This window comes from Clostridium cavendishii DSM 21758 (genome assembly GCF_900141845.1).
Lineage (GTDB): Bacteria > Bacillota > Clostridia > Clostridiales > Clostridiaceae > Clostridium_AG > Clostridium_AG cavendishii.
On sequence record NZ_FQZB01000004.1, the window covers coordinates 252,805 to 278,456 of the forward strand.

Genomic DNA, 25,652 nt, shown 5'->3' on the forward strand with positions numbered 1-25,652 from the left:
TTCTCTTAAAAAGAACCTTATCCTAATTTGTAAGACTATTTTTTATTTCTATCATCTATATCTCCTATTATTTTTCATATTATAGGTTAAAATATACTGCTATATCTTTAAATCCAAATGCATTTAGATAAAAATAAATTTATAGTTGATAAGATTTTAATCATTTTTAACTAACAAATTATTATCTACCTTTTAGTAAATTATATCATATTTACTAATATCACACTATTAGTTCATGATTTTAAAATTATATAGCGTCTTAAAAAAGTTATATATACTCTATGAAGCATTAACCTTAACTGATAAAATATTATTAAAGTTACTTCTTTATATCAATTACACTAAAAAACTCTTTCTTATACTACTAAAATTAGCTAAGAAAGAGTTTTCATTATTTCTTATTATTTATCTTTATTAAACATAGCCATTAAATCTCCAAAAGGATTATTTATAGGCTCATCAGCTTCTTTTTTCATTTTCTTCATATAGTTTTGAACATCTCTTTTATTTAATTTATCATTTTTACTATCAAATCTCTTATTAAATTGAGATGCTTTTTCTCTAAAGTTACAGTTTGTATTTGGACAAACATAGATTTGACCCTCTCCCTGTCCCCTAAGTTCTAGTCTCTTCTTACATTCTGGACATCTTGCATTTGTGAACTTACTTACATTTTCTCTATGTCCACAAGCTCTATCTTGGCACACGTTCATTACTCCATGCTTACCTTTAACTTCTAGCATGTACTTGCCACACTTTGGACATTTCTTACCTGTTAAGTTATCGTGCTTGAATTTATCTGTACTTCCCTTAACTTCTTTAACTAGCTCTGCTGCATATTTTCTCATTTCTTCTGTGAATTCTCTTGGATCTCTCTTACCTTTGCTTATAAGATCTAGTTCTAGTTCCCATTTAGCAGTCATTAAAGGTGATTTTAATTCCTCTGGAACTAACTCTATAAGTTGTTTTCCTTTTCCTGTTGGAATTATTTCTTTTCCGTTTTTCTCTATATAGAACATATTAAATAACTTTTCTATTATATCAGCTCTAGTTGCAACTGTTCCTATACCACCTGTTTCCCCTAATGTTTTAGCAGAAACTTTATCTACAGATACATATTTATGTGGTTTTTCCATAGCTGAAAGTAATGTACCTTCATTAAATCTTGCAGGTGCTTTAGTTTGTAGTTTTTTGCTATCTACTGAAGATACAGTTAAACTATCACCTTTTTTAACTACAGGTAACTCTTGGCTATCATTTTCTTCTTCATCATCTAAATCTGTAGCTTTATCATATACTTTTTTCCATCCCTTAGATTTTACTACATTACCTTTAGCTATAAATGTTTCTCCATTTATGTCTGCTGTTATAGTAGTTTGTAGATATTCATAAGGTGGTAGCATAACAGATAAGAATCTCTTAACTACTAAGTCATAAATATGTCTTTCTTCACTACTTAAAAGAGCTATATTTCCTCTTTCTTCAGTTGGTATAATAGCATGGTGATCACTTACCTTACTATTATCTACAAACCCTTTATGAGCATTTATCTTTCCATTTAAGATTTCAGTAGCTAAAGCTCTATAGCTTCCTACTGCAATTGCTTTTAATCTGTCTGGAAGTGTAGCTACTATATCACTTGAAATATATCTTGAATCCGTTCTAGGATAAGTTAATACCTTATAGTTTTCATATAATCTTTGCATTATAGAAAGAGTTTGTTTTGCTGAATATCCATAAATTCTATTAGCATCTCTTTGTAATTCTGTTAAATCATAAAGAGCTGGTGCAAATTGCTTTTTAGAAGTTTCATTAACATCTACAACTTTTGCTGCTTTACCTTTAGTATTTGAAAGTATTTTATTTACCCTATCTAAATCAAAAAGACTATTGTTATTATTGTTTTTATCTCTCCATGAAAGTGTAAAACCTTTTGTCTTTGCATTTATAACATAATAATCTTTTGGCTTAAAGTTTCTTATTTCTTCTTCGCGATTAACTATCATGGCAAGAGTTGCTGATTGAACTCTTCCTGCTGTAAGCTGAGCATTATGCTTACAAGTTAATGCTCTTGTAATATTTAATCCTACAACCCAGTCTGCTTCTGATCTACAAGAAGCCGCTTTATAAAGATTATCATACTGTGCTGCTGGTTTTAGATTTCTAAATCCATCTAATATAGCTTTATCTGTTTGAGAAGATATCCAAAGTCTCTTTAAAGGCTTATGAACTCTAGCTTTTTCTAATATCCATCTAGCAACTAGCTCCCCTTCACGACCCGCATCTGTAGCTATAACTATATCAGTTACATCTTTTCTATTTAATTGTTCCTTAACTGCACTAAACTGCTTTCCGCTTTGTTTTATAACTACAAGCTTTAGTGGTTTTGGAAGCATTGGTAAATCCTCCATTTTCCACGATTTATATCTATCATCATAAGTTTCTGGATCTGCTAACGTAACTAAATGTCCTAATGCCCATGTTACTATATATTTTTCACCTTCTATATATCCATTTCCCTTTTTATTGCATTTCAAAACTCTAGCTAATTCTCTGCCCACAGAAGGCTTTTCTGCTAGTACAACTGTTTTCCCCATTTTAGAATCACTCCTTTATCTACTATTGATTTATCTAAGTTGAGTTTCTTTTAACTTTAAAAAAAGGCAAAGGAAACTTAGCTTAGACCTTTTTCACAATTATATTTCATAACTGTCTTGTAAAAACCTTACTATTACTCAATTTAAATATTCTGTTATAATGGTCACTTATTGTTGAACTAATATTTAAAACTTGTATTTATACTTCACTACATACTCTCCTAACTTCAATTATTAGTGCAAAAAACTATTTACTATTACTTTATATTTTTTATATACATTAGTTCACTTACCATCTTAATAAATTTTCAACAAAATAATCTTCAATAATTTTATTCTTACATTTAAATGGATTATAACATATTATTTATTATACTTCATAATACTGAATAAAAGATTAAATTTAACATAAAAATTAAGTTTTTCATTTTTAACTTCTTTAGGTATCCACTTTATAATTGAAAAATCCCCCTTAGATATCTAATCTACTCTATTTATCATTTTAATTTCTTTACTTACTTTTAGAATATTATTAATTATATTTGCTACATAATTTGTTAACAAAAATAAGGTATAGATAACTCTATACCTATAACCTATTTAATCTACTCCAATGATTTTACTTCTACGTTCTAAAATAACTACATCCATCCATTTAGTATTATCCATTTTAGCAACTTTTTCTCTTATACCAACCTCTCTAAAACCACATTTTTCATGCAATTTTCTACTTTGAACATTTTCTTTAATAACATTAGATTGTAAAGTCCAAATACCACACTTCTCTGATTCTGCTATTAATTCATTTAGAAGCAGCGTTCCTATCCCATGCCCTCTGTATTTTTCACTAATATAAATACTTATTTCTGCTACACCTCTATAAACACATCTACTTGACATTGGACTTAAAGCGCACCATCCCAATATATGATTTCCATACTTTACAACTAACCTACATGAACTCATATGGTTCTTATTCCATTCAACCCAAGTAGGAGTTTCTGTCTGGAATGTTGCAATCCTTGTTTTTATACCCTCTAAATATACAGCCTCAACTTGTTTCCAATCTTCTTTTAACATTTCTGTTATTTTAAAATCCATTTTTTCACCCCATTATTTTCATAATTTACATTATCTATTTACACCTTATAAATCCGGATTTAATTACTTACAATATAATTAATAATAAACACCTGATAATTCTATTTCATTATCAGATGTTTCTAACATTATTTATTACAACTCACTGCTTTTTTTATATCCTTTATAGACTTATTTAACAAATTTAAACTTTCTAACACTTGCATACGTTTTCTTTCATCTATATTTAATAAAATATCTTTATAATATTCATTCATATTTTTTTCAGTTTCATTAAATATTTTATTTCCATCTTCAGTTAATGTTATTTTAACGTATTTTCTATTCTTATTATCCACTATTCTTTGTGCATAACCTTTTCTAACTATATTTTCTACTGTTCTACTCATAGTACTTTTATCTAATTTAAGAATCTCTGCTAGTTCATTAAGATTTACTTCCTCAGCTCTACCAATCTCCAAAATAGCATGACATTGAGCTAGAGAAATGCTACATCCTGATGCTTCTGTTTTATCAAGAATAGATAAGCTCCTAACTAATTCTACAATTGAACTTCTTAAATTTTGAGCTGACTCTTCTATTCTCATTTAATCACCTCACTATTTTTTATATTAACATATTTTAAAGTATAACAATATAATCAATACATGTACATAATCTGGTATTATTAAATTATATTTTTTCTTTATTAAATATTTGTAGAATATTAACAATAACCTTTGTTTCTATTGCCTAAATAAAAATACCCCTTATTAAATAATATATCATTATTTAATAAGGGGTATCCATATCTGCTATATCTTAAATGTTATTAGACTGCAAATAATTTTCCCCAAATAATTTACTTTTACTAATGATTACTGATAACAAACCATAAAATGATACTATTATCGCTACTATTATAATACCTATACTCAATGAATAATCCATTATTTTTGTTATTATAGGTATTAAAATTAATGATAAAGTATATACTATAATATTTCTTAAACTTGAAATTCTTCCTTTTATTGCAGTGTCAACTCTCAATTGCAATGAAGTTTGAAATACTGAAATTGAGAATGCATTAAACATTCCAAGTGAAAACATCATTAGTATTGTTATAATAGTATTCCTGTTTATCATTATGATAAAGAAAATAATCCCCTGAGTTAACAAACCTATCCAACTTGACATTTCTATACCCATTCTATCATAAATTTTATATAATAAATATACTGAACTAATAGCACCTATGGCGAAACTACCATCAAATAAAGATATACAAAAACTATTATTATTGTACCATTGTGTCACCATAGGAACTAATAGTAGATTAATAAAACTAACTGATAAATAATCTCCTGAACTTAAAGAAATATGTGCTATTAAACTTTTTTCATTTTTTAAAACACAAAATATTTCCTTCCAATCATTATACAACTTATTGCTAACATTTGCCTTGATATTACTTTCAGCAACTATGTTTTTAGAAACTTTTATTATAATAAAACTAGTCATTATAGCTGAAAACATAAATGTTAATCCATCAATTATCAATGCAAGTCCTGGATTAAAAAAATATAATATTGGTGCTACTAAAGCAACGCCTAACAATTGACCGGTTTGGAATAACACTCCCGCTATTCCATTAATTTTTAACAACTTAGAAGAATCTTCTATTAGCATTGGCACTAATTTAAAATTAGCTGATCTATAAAATGGATTCACAACATTTACCACAACCAAAGATACTATAAGGAAATATATACCATTGTGTGAGTAATTAACCATTATACCAACAAATATTATAACAACACCTCTTATTAAATCACAAATAATGGAAACTTTCTTGGTATTAATTCTATCTACTACTGATCCAGATATGAATTGAAATATAAAAGATATTACATTATCTAATATCAATACGCCTCCAAAGGCCATTGCAGTACCTGTTTTATCATACAATAATTTACTTACGGCTATTGTATGCATTCCATTACCTATATTTGTAATCAGTGTAGCAATTAAAATAAGCTTTATATTTCTAGGTACTTCATAAAATAACTTCATAAATTCATTAAATTTATTCAATATACTATCACCCCTAAAAACTAACTATGAACAACAAACTCTTTGAGACTCTTTGCATTTATTTTCGGTAGAAATATTAGCAATTCTTTCTCCATTTTTCATTATTAATATTCCTGATATATAACTTATTTCTTCATTCGTTACTCCACTATTTTTTGCTAATATAATTGCATTTTTTAATGCATTGTTATCATTATTTATTAATGCATCAACGATTAAAACTATACTATATTCTCTATCAGTTATTTTTTTATTATCTACTACTTCCTTACAATAACAATTGAATTTCCCTTGTAAATTTTCACAATAATTAATCATATTTAATACCTCCAAATTTTTATTTACAACATTTTGATCCTATTACATTAACAAAATTCATTGACTCATTTAATACATCATCATTCTCATCATAAGCTATAAACCATCCCAATCTATCATAATTACTGGTTGTTTTTGTAACTTTACTTCCATTGCTAATCTTTATGTCTACCTTCTTAATATTATGGTTACTATATAGCTTACAAACACTATCAAACCCTACTGTTCCATTTTTATCAGCTATAAAAAACCTTATATCTGCTTTTTTAGCTACTATATTATTGCTTACACAACTAACTTTTTTTCCTAATGAAAGCATAAAAGATGCTCTATTTAAATCATATCCTGTTGTAGCCTTTACCAAAAATGGTATTTTATCACCACCTGGCCTTGCATTAACTTCTACTATTTTAGGACCTTTCAATGTTAACTTAACTTCAGTGTGAGTAATAGCATAGTCTATTTTTAATAATTTTAAAGCCTCTAATACTACCTCTTCAATTTCTTTATTTTCATTTTCAGTTATTTGTGCTGGAACTGTATGTCCAACTTCTATTGGATTAAAAGGTGATAGTATTTTTTTAGAGGTTATAGCTATAACTTTGCTTTCACCATTATGAGTATAAGATTCCACACTAAATTCTGGACCATCCAAAAACTCTTCAATTAATATATCCTTATCTAAAATTTGACCTACACTATTTTTTGTCGTTGAACTAATCTTATTTATTGCATCATTTACCTCAGACTTTTTCCTACAACAAAAAACCATATTACTTCCAGCATCATTTGATGGTTTTACAACAATAGGAAAATCAAGCTTTTTCATAACTTCTTCTGCTTCTTCTATTGAACCTATAACAAAATATTCCACAGCCCCCTTTTTTAATTGTTGAAGTATTTTTCTAGTATTTTTTTTATTTCTACAGTTTATAGCAGCTTCGTATGGTATTCCATATTTTATTTCTAAAGACTCCCTAACTTTTGCAGCTAACGGAACTCTATATTCATTTAATGTAAATACACTCTTAATACAATACTTCTCAGCAACTTCTAATGCCTTATTTATAACTGAGCTATCACAATTTAAATTAACTTCTATTGGTATGTCAGCTTCAAATACCTGTTGTAAATTCAACTCAGTATTAAACACAATAGTCTTGTATCCAAATTCTTTTATAATATCTATTTCATTTCCCTCAAGTAATTTTCCTATAACAAGAATATACTCATCTTTATTTTGCATTATTTTCCCTCCTTGTATAATACTTATTTACACTTCATACATGAACAATTTATTCCACTTATATCTGGTATACTAGCTGACTTTTTAGATTTTATTAGATAATATGAAATTTCTTTATCTAAAAACTCAGCCATCTCAGGATTTTCATCTTCAAATTTCTTATTTTCGCTCCTTATTACATCACTTGACTCTTCTAATTCAATTTTTCTCCTTTTTTTATCAGCACCATAATTAATACATTCAATATCCGTAAAAAAATTATTCTCAAGAACTTCTATATTATGACTTAATGTAATACTTCCTGATTGACATCCACATGCTAGACTATCAGATTCTTTAATATATACTGGCACATCTTTAAATGCAACAAAGTCAGAGTATACTAATATTCCATCAGTTTTTAAAACTCTATTCACTTCATTAATAAGTAAATTCCTGTCTTCTACTAAATTAAACACACATTCACTAAAGACTAAATCAAAAAAATTTGATTTGAATGGTAGCTCATCTGCTTCTGCAACCACGAACGTTACTCTATTTATCAAACTTTTATTTTCTTCTAATTTTTCCTTTGCCCTTTTTATCATACTTTCATTAAAATCTATACCTACAAAACATACATCATCAGGAAGTAGTTTCGCTAAATTTATTAGACTCACTCCCATCCCACATCCAATATCTAAAATACATTTAAAGTTGTTTTCCAATACTATCTCTTTTATTTTCTCAGATGCAGCTGTAGGTGCAAACCTGTCTGTATTAAGATTGTATGGCCCATCCCCATTTCCAACATTTTCATAAAATCTTTTTATTACTTCTTTATTCATATTTCACCTCTTATCAAATTTTTAAAACCTCTATTTCATCTAGAACTTCATCTCGCTCACTCTCTTTATTCACTTTAAAAGGTATTGCAGCAACAACTCCTCCAAGTACTATTGCTATAATATATATAAATACATATTGCATCTGTCCACAAATAATTGCTGGAGCTAATGTCCTGACTGGATTCATAGATGCTCCACTTATTGGCCCAAAGATTAATGCTTCCAACATTATAGTTCCTCCAATTAAAACTCCTACTAAGTTCTGGTTAGCCTTTTTATATACACCAGCCCATAATATTATCGTTACTAATAATACAGTTAAAATAAATTCTAATATAACAGCCTGTATAGTAGATGTTTTAGGGATAGTGAGAGAACTCTTAACAGCTATATTTCCAAATAACAGATTTAATAGTCCACATGCTGCTATTCCTCCAAATATTTGAACAATAAAATAGAGTATTAACTCTTTAAAAGTAAGACAGTTGTTTAAATATTTTGCTATACTTACTGCTGGATTAAAATCTGCTCCTGATACATCTGCTAAGGAGTAAATTAATATCGTAACAATAACTCCAAATACAAGTGCTATCTCACTATTACCTAGCACCTTAGTGGAATACGATATACATATTGCCCCTACTCCAAAAAAAAGCAATATAAATGTCCCAAAAAACTCTGCAAAGTACTTTTTATAATTTTTATTCTCCATAGTATCTTTATACAAATTATCTTTAGTTCCTGGACATATCTCCTTAAATTTACTCATTTTTTAGCTCCCTCTTATATTAAACATTCACTAACAGCATTTAACTTCTTCTATATCTTCAATATTCTTAGATTCAAGCTTCTTTATTCCCTTTGTTATTTTAGGATCTCTTATTGGTCTTATACTACAATCAAATACCTGTGCTTCTTCTTCTGATATTATATAATATGGTTCAATTCCAATAACCTCAGCTCTATATGATTCACTTGTAAGATTTTTGAATGTCTTCTCACATACAGCTGACCTCTTTCCACGAATTAGACGATGTCCATCATCGTCTATAACCTCTTTCCATGGGCCACAATACAAGACAGAATGACCTTTTTCTTTGCAAATTCCTTGTGTCCCCTTTGTAGCCTTAACTACATAAGATCTCAATTCAACTTGTTTAACTATACGTAATGGTAGAGTACTTCTTCTAGTGTATCCTATAGCAAGGTATCCAACCTTTTCTAAATCATTTAACATTTCTGATTCAAGTGGAATATTTTTAATTTGAATATTATTAAATAGATTATTAATATTTTTCTTAATATTTTCATCTGAAAGAACTACATTGATTAAAATTTTGCCCTGCTCCTTCAATAGAGTAAACCCCTGAGCCATTATATTTTTTATTATATTTTTATCATATCTATTGTATAAATTTACAAAAAGAACATCTGCCCATTCATTTCTTATTAAGGGATTATTTTTTGTTACATTCTCAATAATTTTAATAAATTTTAAATATTCCTCAATACTATTAATAGGTTTTTCGTTTATCAATCTTCCAACAAATTCATAATTAAGCTTCATATTTGTTAAATCACAAAGTTTAATAATAGGCTTAATCCTACACTCTTCTGTATACTCAATTAAATTATTAATATAATTTTTATCATCTTCCAAAATTATTACCTCAGCATCATCTCTAACATTATCTAGTAAAGACATTATGCTTCTTGTATTGGCACAGCCTATAACTAATATCTTTTTAGAATCTTTAATTTCATTACTATCAAAGCCATCAAATTCATTAAGATTTCCTGCAACACTTAGCATATCCAAATCCTCATTTTTTTGAATAGCAATATTTATCATATTTTTGTACAATTCCTTATTAACCATAATTTAATTCTCCTCTATTATTAAAAAATGTGCATCTTTCTTTTCTACAATCATCATTGAAACTACTTACCCAACATTTTTTAAAATTAGATTTTCTCTTTGGAAAAATAACACCCAAATATTCCTCCGAAATTTCACATCCAACCTCTAAACTCACTCTAACTGAACTTGTACAGCATCTTGGACCACCTTGAATAGATACGCTCTCTAGAGCTTTTGATGTTACCAAATTAGCTAAACTTCTCTCTTCATTTGACATAGGGGTTGAATTTTTAATTATAGCAAAGGCTACACCAAGTCCAATAGCTGCACCACATGCTCCAAAATACCCACACCATCCACCTGGAATTTGAGTTGCCCTCATAACACCTTCCATAACAGTTTTTTCATCTATTTCATTTGTTAAATTTTTATATGCTACTAAAAAAGCTGCTGTAGTCATTGGATGAGGTGAATTACCACAAACACCACAATCTTTAATTAATTTTTCAGCAACATCTAAAGGATTCTTATCCTGATAAGTAAACATATTATTGAAAATTTTCCCTATTGATTCTTTTGATGCGCAAGTGTTACAAAGATAATGACCATTTTTACACATTATATATGTTTTTTCACGTGCTCCACATTCTGAACACTTAGCAATAACTAGACTTTTATAATGTTCTAATTCACCATTACATGTTAAACATTTTCCTGTAATCATTTTTTCCTCCCTTTACTTTTCCCATTTTACTTTTTATTCCATTAACACCACAATATAGATTGTATCACCAACTGTTGCATATTGCAACTATTTTTTTAAAATTTTACATTATATAATTCATATAAATACTTTCTATAAATTTGTATATTTTTCTCTAATAATTACAACTACATTTTTAAATATTTTATATAAGCTATAAAAATAAAACTTAAATTAATTAAAAATGCATTGAAAACAACAAAAAATATACGTTTGTATAAAAAATATTTTGTATTTCTAAGATACTTTGAAGGATAAAATAGATTTAATTAAGAATTATGGCTACTCATTCCTTCATTGGTTTCATTTTAATAAGTATATTTATTAAAAAACTTCGATAATTCAACTATAAAATATTCTTAAGGAGGAGTATGTATATATGAAATTTAAAACTATACGAATGCGTACTTTAATGTCAGTTTTACCTTTAGTAGTAGCTTCTATGTTTTTGTTAACAAGTATAAGTTATTTAAGTGCTAAAAGCTTATTAAATAAAGAACTTGATACAAAAATGAATACTCAACTTGGACAAGTTATTGAAAGTGTTGAAAGGAATTTAGATAAACATGCTGCTATCCCTATGGATTTAGCAAAAGTTGCTGAATCTTATGGTACATCTATTACTAAAGATAATTATTCAATAATGTTAAAAAATGTAATAACTAATAATACTGATACTCTTGGTGCCGGTATATGGTATGAACCATATAAATATAATAAAGACATTAAATTTTTTGGTCCTTATGCTTATAAAGATGGTGATAAGGTAGTATACACTGATGATTATGCTACTGAAAATTATAATTATCCTAACCAAGATTGGTATAAAGGAGCTTCAAATACAACTAACAAAATAGTTTGGAGTAATCCTTACTACGATGATACTACAAAAACAACAATGGTTACTGCAACCTCTCCATTTTATGATGCAAACCATAAGTTATTAGGTACTGCTACAGGAGATATTAATATTACAAACATTCAAAAAATGGTTGGAGATGTTAAGATAGGTACTACTGGTAAAGCTATCCTCATTGATAATAGCGGTCTATTTATGGCTGGTGTTCCTACTGATAAAATAATGAAAGCTAAAGTTTCTGAAGATACCACTATAGGTCTTAAAACTCTAGCTACTGATTTATTAAGTGGAAAATCTGGTAATAGCACATATACGTCTTCTAATGGTAAAAATATAGTTTACTATACTACAATACCATCTACAAAATGGGTTGTAGCACTTACAATACCTGAAGCAGAGCTTTATGCTCCACTTAACTCATTATTAGTTAAATTATCTATTATAACAATTATATCAATACTTATTTCTATAGTTGTAGTTGTATTATTTAGCATATATATTTCAAAAAATCTTAAAAATGCTAATGTTATTTCTCAAAGCATAGCTGAAGGTGATTTTTCTAAAAATATAGAAGTAACTTCAGAAGATGAAATAGGAATGATGTATACCAATTTAAACACTATGTCTTCTAAACTTAAAGATGTTTTAATTAAAGTTTCTCAAAATCTTGAAAACGTAGTTGCTACCTCTGAAGAATTAACAGCTAGTGCTGATCAAACTCAGATGGCTTCTGAAAAAATAGCTCTTTCAATGCAAGATATAGCTGAAGGATCTGATGTACAATTAAATTCTTCTGAAGATGCAGTTAAAATAGTTGAAGATATAAGCTTAAAAATACATCATATTTCTGATAATGTACAAGATGTTTCTAAAACTTCTATACATGCATTAGAAACTGCTGAAAAAGGTGAACAAGTTATAGGTAAAGTTAAATCTCAAATGGCAACTATAAATAAAAATGTAGTTTTATCTTCCAGAATAGTTAATGAATTAGGTGGAAAGTCTAACTCAATTGGTGAAATTGTTTCACTTATAACCAATATAGCTACTCAAACTGATCTATTAGCTTTAAATGCTGCTATAGAAGCTGCTAGAGCTGGTGAACAAGGTAAAGGTTTTGCTGTTGTTGCTGATGAAGTCAGAAAACTTGCAGAGCAATCTGGAGATGCAGCTGAACAAATAGGTAGTTTAATTGTTGAAATACAAAATGAAATATCAAATGCTATTAATATTATGAATGAAGGAACAACCTCTGTTAAAGATGGTATATTAATTGTTAATGATGCTAAAAATTCATTTGATGATATCAATAATGCTATAAACGAAGTTTCTGGCAAGGCAAATAATGTTACCATAGTAATATCTGAAATCTATACTGCAACAAAAGAAATGTCAGAAGCAATAGAAAAAATATCTAAAATATCGCAAGATAGTACTGGAAATACTCAAACAGTTGCAGCAGCTGCTGAAGAACAATCTGCTTTGATGAAGGAAGTTGCTAATGCAGCTGAAAGCTTAACTAATATGGCTATAGATCTTCAAAACAATATAAACTTTTTCAAATTTTAATAATAAAAGTTCTTATAACTATTAAGTTGTAAGAACTTTTACTATTTATATTTCAATCTTTTATTTATATATAACTCTATTTCCAATCTTACCTGGAATACAAAATACTTTTTTTCTAAATTTCTTATATATATCATATAATATTCCATAAATCGACTTAATATTATCTATAATTCTTCGATATTTAAAGTACATGTAAATTTTTCTAAAGGAGGATTATATAACTATGAAATTTAAAACTATACGAATGCGTACATTGATGTCAGTTCTACCAGTAGTAATAGCTTCTATGTTTTTCTTAACAATAATAAGTTATCTAAGTGCTAAAAGCATACTAAATAAAGAACTTGATGCAAAAATGAATTCCCAATTAGGTCAAGTTGTTGAAAATATACAAAAAAATTTAGACAAACATGCTGCTATACCTATGGATTTAGCAAGAATTACTGAAAATACTGGAGCTAACCTTACTAAAGATAACTATGCTGCAATCTTAAAAAATATAATAACTAACAACAACGATACTCTTGGTGCTGGTATATGGTATGAACCTTATGAATACGATAACAACACTAAGTTTTTCTCTAATTATGCTTATAAGAATAATGATAAGGTAGTTTATACTGATGAATATTCTTCTGAATCTTATAACTACCCAAATCAGGCTTGGTATAAAGCAGCAGTAAATACAACTAATAAAATAGTTTGGAGTAATCCTTACTATGATAGTACCTCTAAATTAACAATGGTTACTGCTACAGCTCCATTCTATGACCAAAATAAAAAATTATTAGGTACTACCACTGGTGATATTAATATATCAAATATACAAAAGATGGTCGATTCTGTAAAGATAGGCAATACAGGTAAAGCTGTACTTATTGATAATACTGGCTTATTCATGGCTGGAGTTCCTAATGAGAAAATAATGAAAGCTAAAGTTTCAGAAGATACAACTATAGGTTTTAAATCAATAGCTAGTGATCTATTAAGTGGAAAATCCGGTAACACTACATATACATCATCTAATGGTAATAATATAATTTACTATGATACGATTCCTTCCACTAATTGGGTTGTTGCACTCACAATACCACAATCAGAACTTTATGCTCCACTTAATTCATTGTTAATAAAATCATCTATTATAACCATTATTTCAATACTCATTGCTATAGCTGTAGTTCTATTGTTTAGTATACATATTTCAAATAAACTTAAACAAGCTAATCTTATTTCTGAAAGTATTGCTAAAGGCGATTTATCAAAAAATATAGACGTAACTACAGAAGATGAAATAGGACTTATGTATACAAACTTAAATTCTATGTCTGATAATCTTAAAGATGTTTTAATTAATATATCTCAAAACCTTGAAAATGTTGTTGCTACTTCAGAAGAGCTAACAGCTAGTGCTGAACAAACTCAAATGGCCTCTGAAAAAATAGCAATTTCAATGCAAGAATTAGCTGAAGGTTCAGATACACAATTAAATTCCTCTGAAAATGCTGTTAAAATTGTTGAAGATATTGGTTCTAAAATGCACAATATTTCAAATAATGTTCAAGAAGTTTCTAAAACCTCTCTTCATTCATTAGAAACTGCTGAAAAAGGTGAAGCCGTAATAATTAAAGTTAAATCTCAAATGGCAACTATTAACCAAAATGTGGCTTTATCCTCTAAAATAGTTCATGCTTTAGGTGGAAAGTCAAACTCTATTGGTGAAATTGTCTCACTTATAACTGATATTTCTGATCAAACTAATTTATTGGCCTTAAATGCAGCCATTGAAGCCGCTAGAGCTGGCGAACAAGGTAAAGGATTTGCTGTAGTTGCCGATGAAGTAAGAACACTTGCTGAACAATCTAAAAATGCAGCAGAACAAATAGCTAAATTAATTTTAGAAGTTCAAACCGAAATCTCAAACGCTATTAATATCATGGATGAAGGAACAGCTTCCGTTAAGACTGGATTAGTTATTGTTGATGAAGCAAAGAACTCTTTTGATGATATTAATAATGCTGTAAATTTAGTTTCTGACAAGGCAAATAATGTTACTAAGGTTATAGATGAAATATACAAAGCAACAAAAGAAATGTCTATATCTATAGAACAAATTTCTAAAATATCTCAAGACACTACCGGAAATACTCAAACAGTTGCAGCTGCTACTGAAGAACAAACAGCATTGATGAAAGAAGTTGCTAATGCATGTGAAAACCTAACTAAAATGGCTACAACTGTTCAAAATAATATATCATTTTTTAAATTTTAATACTTAAAAAGAAGTTCTTACAAAAATTAAATTGTAAGGACTTCTTTTATTTTAAAAATATATCTTATTAATTATAATTTAGAAGTAAATCTATATTACCCAAATCAGGAATCATTATTTTTAAGTAAAACTCCAACTCACTATCGTTCATAGTAATAAGTTTAATTGATTAAATCAACTATTTAGACTCTCATCTAACTTATAAGTTTTTTAACTATAACTCCTTTTATTGCATCATAACTTATACTATTAGGAAGTTTTTCTTTTATTGGCTTTAGTTTATTATAACCAATTTCATCTATTACATCTAAAATCCGACTCTCCTCTTCACTATCAAAAATATTATCAAAATCTACTGCAAAATCTATATTATTTCCCTCGGAAATATATTGTTCTATATGAGAAAATATAGTTGTTAAAGCTAATTCCCTACCTTGAGCCACTTTTTTAATACTCTTTAACTCTCTTAGCATATCTACAGTCTCTACATAGGATTTCTTTTTCTCTTGTAACTTCTTAACTTCCTTTTTGAAGCTTCTTTTTACTTCTATATTATTTTCTTCTACATAAGTATTTATTAGTTCTAAAAATTGCTTACCATATTTTTGATACTTAAGGGCGCCTACACCAGATATATCCAAAAAGTCTTCCTTAATTAAAGGATATTTTGTACTCATTTCTTTTAAACTATTATCACCAAATACAAGATATGGTGGAATTTTTTCAGTAGCAGCAATTTCTCTTCTTAAAGCTTTTAACATATCAAATAATCCATTTTCCTCAAAGCTTGCCTTAACCTCTTTAATCTCTTTAAATAAAATCTTTTCTTCTCCTTTGAGAACTGCTACTGATCTATTATTAAGCTTTAAAACTGGAAATTCTCCACCGTAATCTATAACACCATGTGATATTAAAGTGTTTATAAATTCTTTAAGTCCATCCTTTGAGTACTCCTTCATAATACCATAAGTAGAAAGCTTATCTAGTCCACATTCTAAAAGTTTCTTGTTTTGTGAACCTCTTAAGGTATCAACTACAACACCTACCCCATATCCTCTCTGCATCTTATATATGCAAGATAAAACCTTTTGGGCATCTATAGTTTTATCTACAAGTTCACCCTCTGAGTTACAGTTGCTACAATTATTACAATCTTCATTTAATTCTTCACCAAAGTAATTTAATATATATCTCCTATAACAATCATTTGAATAAACTAAATCAGTCATTGTTTGAAGCTTAGAAAGTTCATTTAACTTTCTATCAGGATTAACAGTTCCTGTTTCTACAATATATCTTTGAGTTTGTACATCCCCCGGAGAAAATAAAAGTATACATTCACTCTTTTCACCATCTCTACCAGCCCTACCTATTTCTTGATAATATCCTTCTATATTTTTAGGCATGTTATAATGAATTACATACCTTATATTAGGTTTATCTATCCCCATACCAAAAGCATTAGTTGCAACCATTACATTTTCTTTATCATAAACAAAATCTTCTTGATTTATTTTTCTTTCTTCATCTGAAAGCCCTGCATGATATCTAGTGGCATTTATATGATTTTCTTGTAACATTTCACAGACTGCATCTACCTCTTTTCTAGTAGCCGCATATATTATTCCACTTACATCCTTATTTTTATTAACATAATCTAGTAAATATCTTTTCTTATTTACTCCTTTTTCAATAATTATACTTAAATTACTTCTATCAAAACCTGAAATAAAAATCTTAGGATCTTTAAGTCTTAAAAGTTTTATTATATCTTCTCTTACTTCTTTAGTTGCAGTAGCTGTAAATGCTGTAACTATTGGTCTATTATTTAAGAGGGTTATAAAATTACTTATATATTTATAACTACTTCTAAAATCATGTCCCCATTGAGATATACAGTGTGCTTCATCTATTGCCACCTGAGCTACTTCTAAACTTCCTATTTCAGCTATAAATTCTTGAGATTCTAATCTTTCTGGAGCTACATACAAAAGCTTTATCTCATTATTTTTAAGTTTATAATAAACTTCTTGAATTTCTACATTACTTAAAGATGAATTTACATAAGCTGCTCCTATACCTAAACTATTAAGGGCATCTACTTGATCCTTCATAAGAGATATGAGTGGAGATATAACTATTGTTATACCTTCTAAAATAATAGCTGGTATTTGGTAACACAAAGATTTCCCACCACCAGTTGGCATTATAATAGCAACATCTTTTTTATTTAAAATTTCATTTATTATGTCTTCTTGATTATTTCTAAAAGTCTTATATCCAAAGTATCTATACAAGACTTCTTGTGCCTGACTCATATTTTCACATCCTCTGATTTTTAAACTATACATATTATTTTAACATATATATAATATGTTGTCCTACCTTATTAATTATTGACAATAAACTTACAAGTAATCATTTTCTATGTAAAAAATTCATCTTTTAGAAAGAAAAAAAGTTTTAGAAAGAAGTACTTTCTAAAACCTTTTATTTAAATTTATACCAATCTCCATAATGCAGCTACTGATGCTGGGTCCCAACCTGGTAATGATTGATGAGGTTGTATACATTCATAAGTTTTTCCTGAATAAGAAACCTTATCTCCAACCTTATAATTTACATATTCAGCCCAAGGTGTAACTGCTGGTTTATCTGAAACAGTTACTGTAACTTTATTTGAAACAACTGATTTATTTGCTGCATCGTAAAGTGTCACTGTGTAGTCATAACTACCTGGTGCTTTGTTAGTTATTGATTTTGTTAAACTTACATCTGAAGAGTTATTAAGTGTTAAATTTCCTTTTTCTATTTCTGTTATTCCTTCGAATAATTTATATGAAACTGCGCTATTATTAGCTGGTACCATCCATGATAAATTATAGTTTCCACCATTTACATTATCTACTTTTAATGTAGCTGCCTTTAAAGTAGGTGTTACTGGTATTGTATCTTTAACTACTACTGTAACTTTATTTGAAATTAATTTATTTTGTCCATCTGAAACTTCTACAGTATAATTATAAGTTCCTGGATTTTTATTTGAGATATTCTTAATTATTGTAAAATCAGAAGTGCTATTAGCCTGTAATGTACCTGTAGCTACTGCTGAACTTTCTTCATATATAGTATATGAGGAAGCTGTATTATTCCTTGGAACTACTGCTGTTAAACTAAAATTTCCATTATCTACATTGCTAGCTGTTAAACTTGCTGCCTTTAAGGTATTTACTGGTGGTTTTACTCCATTCGCAAAATAATCGCTATATGAATTTGAAAATTCAAAGTTATTTTTAGCATCCCAATTTATTGACCATGTCATAAGACCTCTAAATCCAGGATATCCACCTTCCTTTGAAAGCTTATACTTTCCTCCATAAGGAATTCCCTTAGTTATATAATCTAAAGCTTTTTTCATTTCTGTTGGATTTATATATCCACCACCTGCTGCTCCTGTAGAAGCTGGAATTCCTATCATAACTTGATCTTCTCTTAATGCTGGGAACATATTGCTTGTGTTTCCACCTATTGGAAAACCATTTAAAAGCATGTCTGCCATAGCTACTTCAAAATCAGCTGTTCCTTGATTATAAGTAACTCCATCTAGTCCCATATTTCCACCTGCATTATAATGTTGAACATGAATATAAGTTAATTTATCTCTAACACCATAAATTATTGGAAGATATGCTCCCCATATGTTTCCATAAGAATTAATTCCACCTTGAACATAAGCGATTTCTGGTGCCATACTAACTATAAAGTTTGGACCATAGCTATCTGCTAGTGTTCTTATAGCACTTATAAGATTTACTATTTGTGGAGTTTTAGGATTTTTGAAATCGTTGTCATTACCTTCAAGTGATATTCCTGATTCTAAATCTATGTCTATACCATCAAAACCATATTTATCAATAAGTGTTTTTAAAGAATTTACAAATTTGTCTCTTGATTGTGCATCTGGTACTAGTACAACACCATTTTGTCCCCCTATAGAAAGATTAACCTTTTTTCCTTGTGATTTTAAATAAGCAATATCAGCTTTAAATCCTTCTTCTGTCCCATAGCAAGGTGTAAACTCAACTGTTGCTCTATCACCTCCTGTTTCACCAAAAGATACATTAATAACATCCCATTTTGGTGATACATCTCTTAATTTTATTATGCCTGTCCCATTATCAAAGTTGTGCCAATATCCTACTAATAATTTTTGTCCTAAGTTTGTCCCAGCTTTTGCTACCGTCGCTGGAATCAAGGTAAAGATTAGTATTAATGTTGTAAAAATTGAGGCTAAGGTCTTAAATTTTTTTGACATATTTACATCTCCTTTTATATTTTTTATTTGGGTATGTACTCCTAACCTACTTATAAATTTTTACATTTAATTATGTTATTACTTATATAATATTTCATCTTGTAAACATTAACAATACATATTTTAAGATATATGTATTTTTTTATATTTTATTACTTTTTTATCCTTAGTTTTAACAACTTTCCTAAAAACCTATGTAAAATATTTCAATTTAATAAACTCTTACCTTATTTTCTTTTTAAACATTATTTCTGCAGATTACTAAAACTTTACTAAAAGAATCTTTAGCGTTTTCTTGCACTGTGCGAAAAATATAGGCCAAAGAAATTAAAACTATTGCATTATCTATACCATTAAGGTTTCTTTCATAACGATAAGTCCAGTATTTAGATAGGATGGAGAAACCAAAATCTAAATACTTATTTCATATTTCTGGTATTTATGTAATAATAATGATGATAATATCATTAAAAAGAAGGAGTGAGGAATATGTCAAACAAAAAAAGTAGTAAAGATTCAAATTTATCAAATTATGGTTATGACATGGTTGTAGCTACTACTCAAGATTCAATAAATGCTACATTAAAACAATATCTTTACAAAATGGAGTCTACAGAATATGTTGTAGCTTATTCTATAACTTATGATGAAAAGGGACATTCGTTAATAAAGGAAATTAGTTACCATGAATTAGTTGAGAAAATTGGCATTGATTTATTTAAAATTTCTGAAGATAATAAAACTCAAAAAGAAATTGATGCTATTAATAAAGCTTATGATGACTTTGATTTTTATATGGCAATTAAAGGTTCTATAGGAATAGATAAGTTAACTAATGGATTTCCTGATATTATAGAATTATTAGAAAGTGATATTTCAAGTACGGCAAATGTATCATATAAAGCCTATTTTAATAATTTAGAATTTGTATATTTAAAAGAGCATAAAAGTAATGTCTATTTTAATAATTTAAAGCAGCCAAAAGATAATCCTTGGATTTTTAAATTTAATGTAAAATTAGATTTACAGGATGAGGATTTTAAAAATCTACCTATAGATATACAAAAGCAAATTAAAAATCTTGATCCAGAAACAATGTTCAGTGTTAAACAACTTTATTTAGATTTAAACTCCGCAAAACTTCAATCATGTCCTACTATTGAAGGCGTGTCGGAAGGAACTGAAGAGTATGACTTAATTAATAGATTCTTTGTTAAAATATATTGGAAGGGATTAAAGGATAGTGATAAGGGTGATGTGATATTTGGATATGCACTTGCACCACTTAAGAAAGGGACAAGTTATAATAATAATTCTAATTATGACCCTAACTATATTATAGTTCCAACAAATTTTACTTTCTATGTCTCTACCTATTCAGATCCTAAAACCGGTAAAAAAAATCCTGGCTTAAATACTTTGAATTATGTAGTAATGTGTGATGGACATTTAATTCCTAAATTAAAGCCATTTACTTGGAATTGGCTTGAATCAAATGAACAGTCAAATAAACATGGAAGTATATCTATCAATAGGAATGATTTTGCTAGTAAAATGGCTAATCAGCTTATGAATTCTTTAAAATTATTATTACTACAGCCTAAAGTAGCAGTTAAGAAAAATGGTTCTGATTTTCATTTAGAAATTTATTTAGAACCTTGTGAAGATAAAGTTGAACCTATAGTAGTAACTGAAAGTGGGTCTAAAGTATTAACCTATAAATTTAGCCGTAAAGATTCAGATGATGATAAATATGGATTACTAAGAAAAGCTAGTGCTTCGTTAGAGTATATTTTAGATTATTCTGTGGAATTTATTAATAATAAAATAATAATTACAACTAAAATTGAAACACCATTAAAAGTTGATCCAGGAGCTATTACTAAAACTGCAAAAGGAGAAATTGCATCTTATGTTTTAACAGATATTTATACTTTATTTGTTGATGTTAATGGAGGATTAGATTTTAAGTATAAGCATGATTCTGTATATCATCAGGATGACTTTGATGCTGGCATTTGGACAAACATGTGTTTTAAAAATTTCAATGAATTTATTGATAAATATAGATATAGATTAAAAAAAGCAATAGATGATTATTGTTTTAAATATAACAAGTCAATGGGCAAAAATTTAAATAAGTCTTTAAACTGGGTGTTTCCTGGAAATTCAAGCTTTATATTTAGTAATGTATCTTTTTCAAATTACCAAGATTTAATAGTTAACATTACTTATGCGCAAGAAAATTAATGGAGGTTAGAAATATGAAGTATGTACTAGAGCAGTCAAATGAATTCATAGATAGTTACAAATATTTACAACTTGCAACTGCCGAAAAGAAAATGGAGGCTTTATGTGATAATAATTATAATAGACTTTTTTCTATAGGTGATGATGGAAAATTTTACCTAACATATGAAAAGTCTGATAACGATACTGGATGGGAAAAAGTAAACTTAAATGAATTTATTGAAAAAAGTAATCCTCACAAAACTATATCTACAAAAACCTTTGCAATAGCTCAAGATTCACAAAATGAAAAATTCTATTTATCTGTAGTAGTTACAATAGATAATGTGGATCGTTTATATGTATCTAAAGAAGAAATTATATATGCTCCTAAATGGATTGAAGTTCCTTTTGATGATTCTTCTATTACAAGTAATATAGCAATTAATGAATTATATATGTCTACATTAAATTCAAAAAGATATATAATAGCAGACATTACTACTAATGATGCTTCAAAAATACTAAAACGTTATTTCATAAATATAGATTCTACAGACGACTCAAATAAATGGATTTCACATTCACTTCCGGGAGATTTTCAACATATTTATACAAGTAGCATGGGAAGGTCATATAAAGAAGCGGTAGATGGAATTTATACAATTGGATCAATAGGTGGGGTTAAGCAGTTAATATATACACCATCATATAATTATTTTAATCCTAATTTAGCTCCAAACTCTATAAGATTAGCACTAGATAATAATGTTAACTTTATATCAGCTATAAGAGAAGAAAGTACAGGGTATACGCATCTTTTTTCTTGTGGAGGTAATGCACTTTATATTTATCCTTATAAAGAGCAAAAGGGCAATGCAAAGGCTTATAAAATTTTAGAAGATGAAAATTTAAATAATATTAAAAATTTATATAGTTATGAAATAGATGGCAAGAAAATGGTATGGATATTAAATCAAAATGGTGATTTATTTTATTGTTTTTCAACTGCTAATGATTCAGCTTTAACTGATGCAGATAATTGGAGTAGTCTAGTGCCAATATTAACAAATATTAAATATGCTTATGCTTACCCTAATATAAAAAATGGTGTTAGTAATTATTTTGCATATGGATATGATTCAATAATAAATGTTGGTAAAGAATCTGCGATTACATCTCTTTGGACAAATCAAAAAATAAACCTAACATCACTTAATGGACCATCTACAAAATTTCCATCTTACTGTACAAGAATAGAGGTTAAAAATGAAAATAAAGTTCCTGTAGCAAAGAAAAAAGTTATATTAACAGCAACAGATTATTGTAATGTTTATATAAACAATAGATATTATTCCTTTAAGGATGATCCTATAAGTGTTTTTACAGACGAAAGAGGATTAGTAAAAATAGTGCAACAAGCTGACTCTACAGTTTCTGCTAACTTTAATGTAACAATAAATGATAGAGATAACCATTCAATATCTATTGATATAAATCCACAAAATAAGCAACTAGATAAGCTTACATCCTTGAATACCGTGGATAAACTTAAAGGTGCTAAAAATGGTATTGGGGAAATTCTTGTTCCTGATGGGGTAAAAGATAAAAATATTGAAGCTGTAGCAAATTCAATGGATATATTCAAGGATATGGCAACGTCCTTACCTCAAGATGGAACAGTTATGAAAGAAGGTTTATTAAAGGGTGTAAATTATCTTGGAACTTCTCATAAAGGTATATTTGTTATAAGGGTTAATGGAGATAAAGTAAGAAGTTTTTCTGGAGATGAAGCATTAATAAATTTACCTCCTAAGTATTTAAACCTAATGACTGCTAAGGGCGGAGTTGTAGATGATATTATTTATAATTGTGGTGAGGTATTGAACTTTATAAAGAATATACCTAAAAAGGTTTTTGATATAGTAATTCATTTTGTAAATGATACATGGAACTTTATTCTTACAATAGGAGATAAGATTTATTCATTTGCTGTAAAGTGTATAAATGAAGTAGTTGCTTGTGTTCAAGCAGTATATAATTTAATTAAGGTTACAATTAAAAAGATTTTTGATTATATAAAATTCTTATTTGCTTGGGAAGATATTTCTAGAGTAAAGGATGTTATGAAGAAGACAGTCTTTTTAAGTGTTAAGTATTTAAATGACAATTTAAAGACTATTAATATAGAAGTAAATGATGCTATAGAAAAAATGGTTGATAAGATTTCTCAGATGGCAGATTTAGATGTGGATACTGAATTAAGTAAGAAGAAAATTACTGACATGCAAAATGCATATATTCCAAAGGAAAATACCAATGTAACAGATATGTATTTAACTGATTATTTTATAGAGAATTATTCAAGTTCAGAATTAGAAGAAAATTTAAAGTCTACATTATCAATGGATGATGACTTAAAAAAAGCATTTTCTATACTTTGTGATGCAGCTTTAAAAGAAAAATCAGTTATAACAGAGTTGATTAATGATTTAAATGATAATTTGTTTAAAGATAGTAAATTCCTCGAGTATGACTTTTTAACAATTTTGAAAAAGCTAGTTGCAATTATTGCTAAGTCTACACTTTCTTCTTGCGGGAATGTTTTAACAGCAGCCACTGATTTTTTTGAGTTATTAAGTACTAGAGGTCTTGAAATAATGGCTAAACCAATTGTAATACCAGTTTTATCAGATATTCTGACTGATATTTTTGGGATAAAACCTTTTTCAACGTTAGATATTATATGTTTATTACCATCAATAGGAACGACGTTTATTTATAAATTAGCAACTAATGAATCTCCATTTGATGATGAATCATATGATATCTTTATGTCTATTGAAAGTTTTGATGATTTGAAGAAGGTTAAGCAGTTAAATACTAGTGCTTCAGATTCAACAACTGAAATAAATAAAATATTATACTGCGTGTATCATATTTTTGCTGGATGTATAGGAACAATAGAGACGGCGTGTCAAGGAGTAGAGTTATTAGCTAAGGAGGGAATAATAGAGCCAATAAAAAATAAATTTTTTATTGGCATAACTTTAATTTTAAATATTTTAGATGTAGTAATAATGGGAGTTGGTTTAAAAATTTTCTGCCCTATAAAAGATGAAGGCGTTGCATATAGTGTAACTTTAGCAATTAGTATAATTTTGGTTGTTGTTAAATCAGCTATTGATTTTGGAGATATAACCTTTAAATTCAAGAAATTTGGAGATAATAAAGTTTTAAAAGAAATTTATAATGTTATAAAAGCGATTGCTACGCTTATAGAAGGAATGTGTCAAATAGGTCTAATCATCTATTATTTAATAAAAAGGGTTGGAAAAGAAATAAATGATGATTCAGCAGGTTTATTAATTTCTAATTGTTGTAGTATAATACTTTGTGATATCAAAACAATAATGGATATTTCTTATGATTATGCTAAAGACGTATATTTGAAAGGTGGAATTGAAGCCATTAGAGTTATTTGTGCAGTTGGATATTCATCAGTTCAAATAGCATTAGGAATTAATGGAGCTCACGTCATAGATGTTGAATCTAAATCTAGAAAATTTCCTAAGTTTGTTAATTTAATACCTGATTTTTCTTTGTAATAAATTTAAAA

The 25,652-nt window shown here is 28.0% G+C and carries 16 protein-coding genes; 4 read left to right on the forward strand and 12 right to left on the reverse strand.

Features of this window, described 5'->3' with window-relative positions; genetic code table 11:
* Nucleotides 1-401: 401 nt before the first annotated feature.
* The 10 genes from BUB01_RS03160 to BUB01_RS03205 all read right to left on the reverse strand — a co-directional run bounded on the left by BUB01_RS03160 (nt 402) and on the right by BUB01_RS03205 (nt 10,747).
* On the reverse strand, nt 402-2,597 hold the full coding sequence (locus BUB01_RS03160; RefSeq protein WP_072985228.1) for a DNA topoisomerase III: 2,196 nt from the start codon (nt 2,595-2,597) through the stop codon (nt 402-404).
* A 600-nt stretch (nt 2,598-3,197) separates the two neighbouring features.
* Nucleotides 3,198-3,698 (reverse strand): GNAT family N-acetyltransferase, encoded by a 501-nt coding sequence (locus BUB01_RS03165; protein ID WP_072985230.1) that lies wholly within the window; start codon nt 3,696-3,698, stop codon nt 3,198-3,200.
* 128 nt (nt 3,699-3,826) lie between these two features.
* Nucleotides 3,827-4,285: a MarR family winged helix-turn-helix transcriptional regulator gene (locus tag BUB01_RS03170; RefSeq protein ID WP_072985232.1), complete on the reverse strand. Its 459-nt coding sequence runs from the start codon at nt 4,283-4,285 to the stop codon at nt 3,827-3,829.
* 214 nt (nt 4,286-4,499) lie between these two features.
* A complete protein-coding gene (locus BUB01_RS03175; RefSeq protein WP_072985234.1) occupies nt 4,500-5,771 on the reverse strand; it encodes an MFS transporter in 1,272 nt (423 codons plus the stop codon).
* A 24-nt stretch (nt 5,772-5,795) separates the two neighbouring features.
* Nucleotides 5,796-6,089: a hypothetical protein gene (locus tag BUB01_RS03180; protein ID WP_072985236.1), complete on the reverse strand. Its 294-nt coding sequence runs from the start codon at nt 6,087-6,089 to the stop codon at nt 5,796-5,798.
* A 19-nt stretch (nt 6,090-6,108) separates the two neighbouring features.
* Complete coding sequence (locus BUB01_RS03185; protein ID WP_072985238.1) at nt 6,109-7,335, reverse strand: ATP-grasp domain-containing protein; 1,227 nt, start codon at nt 7,333-7,335, stop codon at nt 6,109-6,111.
* Between the two features lie 23 nt (nt 7,336-7,358).
* Nucleotides 7,359-8,162 (reverse strand): putative arsinothricin biosynthesis methyltransferase ArsM, encoded by an 804-nt coding sequence (gene arsM, locus BUB01_RS03190; RefSeq protein ID WP_072985240.1) that lies wholly within the window; start codon nt 8,160-8,162, stop codon nt 7,359-7,361.
* A 13-nt stretch (nt 8,163-8,175) separates the two neighbouring features.
* On the reverse strand, nt 8,176-8,931 hold the full coding sequence (locus BUB01_RS03195) for an MIP/aquaporin family protein (protein ID WP_084108241.1): 756 nt from the start codon (nt 8,929-8,931) through the stop codon (nt 8,176-8,178).
* Nucleotides 8,932-8,961: 30 nt separating this feature from the next.
* A complete protein-coding gene (locus BUB01_RS03200; RefSeq protein WP_072985242.1) occupies nt 8,962-10,041 on the reverse strand; it encodes a hypothetical protein in 1,080 nt (359 codons plus the stop codon).
* Nucleotides 10,034-10,747 (reverse strand): DUF5714 domain-containing protein, encoded by a 714-nt coding sequence (locus tag BUB01_RS03205; RefSeq protein ID WP_072985243.1) that lies wholly within the window; start codon nt 10,745-10,747, stop codon nt 10,034-10,036. The genes BUB01_RS03200 and BUB01_RS03205 overlap by 8 nt, the downstream gene beginning before the upstream one ends.
* Before the next feature lie 418 nt (nt 10,748-11,165).
* Between BUB01_RS03205 and BUB01_RS03210 the strand changes: the two genes are divergently transcribed.
* A complete protein-coding gene (locus BUB01_RS03210; RefSeq protein ID WP_072985244.1) occupies nt 11,166-13,214 on the forward strand; it encodes a methyl-accepting chemotaxis protein in 2,049 nt (682 codons plus the stop codon).
* 226 nt (nt 13,215-13,440) lie between these two features.
* Nucleotides 13,441-15,489 (forward strand): methyl-accepting chemotaxis protein, encoded by a 2,049-nt coding sequence (locus BUB01_RS03215; RefSeq protein ID WP_072985245.1) that lies wholly within the window; start codon nt 13,441-13,443, stop codon nt 15,487-15,489.
* A gap of 194 nt (nt 15,490-15,683) precedes the next feature.
* On the opposite strand, the gene recQ is transcribed toward BUB01_RS03215, so the two are convergent.
* Both recQ and BUB01_RS23425 read right to left on the reverse strand, forming a co-directional pair.
* The gene (recQ, locus tag BUB01_RS03220) at nt 15,684-17,807 is read right to left on the reverse strand and encodes a DNA helicase RecQ (RefSeq protein WP_072985246.1); all 2,124 of its coding nucleotides are present in this window, start codon (nt 17,805-17,807) and stop codon (nt 15,684-15,686) included.
* A 182-nt stretch (nt 17,808-17,989) separates the two neighbouring features.
* Entirely contained in the window at nt 17,990-19,804 is a 1,815-nt protein-coding gene (locus BUB01_RS23425; protein ID WP_200802831.1) for a carbohydrate-binding protein, read from the reverse strand.
* 489 nt (nt 19,805-20,293) lie between these two features.
* Between BUB01_RS23425 and BUB01_RS03230 the strand changes: the two genes are divergently transcribed.
* Complete coding sequence (locus BUB01_RS03230; RefSeq protein WP_072985247.1) at nt 20,294-22,054, forward strand: hypothetical protein; 1,761 nt, start codon at nt 20,294-20,296, stop codon at nt 22,052-22,054.
* Nucleotides 22,055-22,068: 14 nt separating this feature from the next.
* On the forward strand, nt 22,069-25,641 hold the full coding sequence (locus BUB01_RS03235; protein ID WP_072985248.1) for a hypothetical protein: 3,573 nt from the start codon (nt 22,069-22,071) through the stop codon (nt 25,639-25,641).
* Nucleotides 25,642-25,652: the final 11 nt, after the last annotated feature.